Below are 786 nucleotides of genomic sequence, written 5' to 3'. Positions count from 1 at the left end.
GGAGATGCAGGACTGGTCTGCCCGTCCGCTCGACGAGGTGTACGCGGCGATCTTCATCGACGCGATAGTCGTCAAAGTCCGGGACGGGCAGGTCGCGAACCGGCCGATCTATGCCGCGATCGGCGTCAGTCTCGACGGACACCGTGATGTGCTCGGATTGTGGGCCGGCACCGGCGGCGAAGGCGCCAAATTCTGGATGTCCGTCTTGACCGACATTCGAAATCGGGGCACCCGGGACGTGTTCTTCCTGGTCTGCGACGGATTGAAAGGTCTACCGGAGGTCGTCGAGAACGTGTGGCCGGCCGCGACGGTCCAAACGTGTGTAATCCATTTGATCCGAAACACGTTTCGACTGTCGTCGCGGCAGCACTGGGATGCGCTCAAGCACGATCTCAAGCCGATCTACACCGCACCGACCGAGACGGCAGCGCGGGCAGCGTTCGACGATCTCGCAGACCGTTGGGGCAAGCAGTATCCGGCGATCATCCGATTGTGGAACAACGCCTGGCAGGAGTTCATCCCGTTCCTGGATTACGACACCGAGATACGGCGAGTGCTGTGCTCTACCAACGCGATTGAGTCCTTGAATGCCCGATACCGGCGGGCTGTCAAGGCTCGTGGCCATTTTCCCACCGAGGCTGCTGCGCTCAAGTGCCTCTATCTGGTGACGCGTTCACTGGACCCGACAGGCAAGGGCCAGGCACGATGGATAACGAGGTGGAAGCCTGCTCTGAACGCGTTTGCGATCACGTTCGCCGATCGTTGGCCGGGATCGGAAACTTACTG

1 protein-coding gene is annotated in these 786 nt (G+C 60.9%); it reads left to right on the top strand.

All coding sequences use genetic code 11. The annotated features are described in order from the left end of the window. The coding region (locus YH3_RS34700) for an IS256 family transposase (protein ID WP_154100430.1) at positions 1-786 on the top strand (786 nt) is incomplete at both ends.

It is taken from the genome of Rhodococcus sp. YH3-3, from assembly GCF_001653035.1.
Taxonomy (GTDB): Bacteria; Actinomycetota; Actinomycetes; order Mycobacteriales; family Mycobacteriaceae; genus Rhodococcus_F; species Rhodococcus_F qingshengii.
This window is presented reverse-complemented; position numbering and strand designations above follow the sequence as displayed.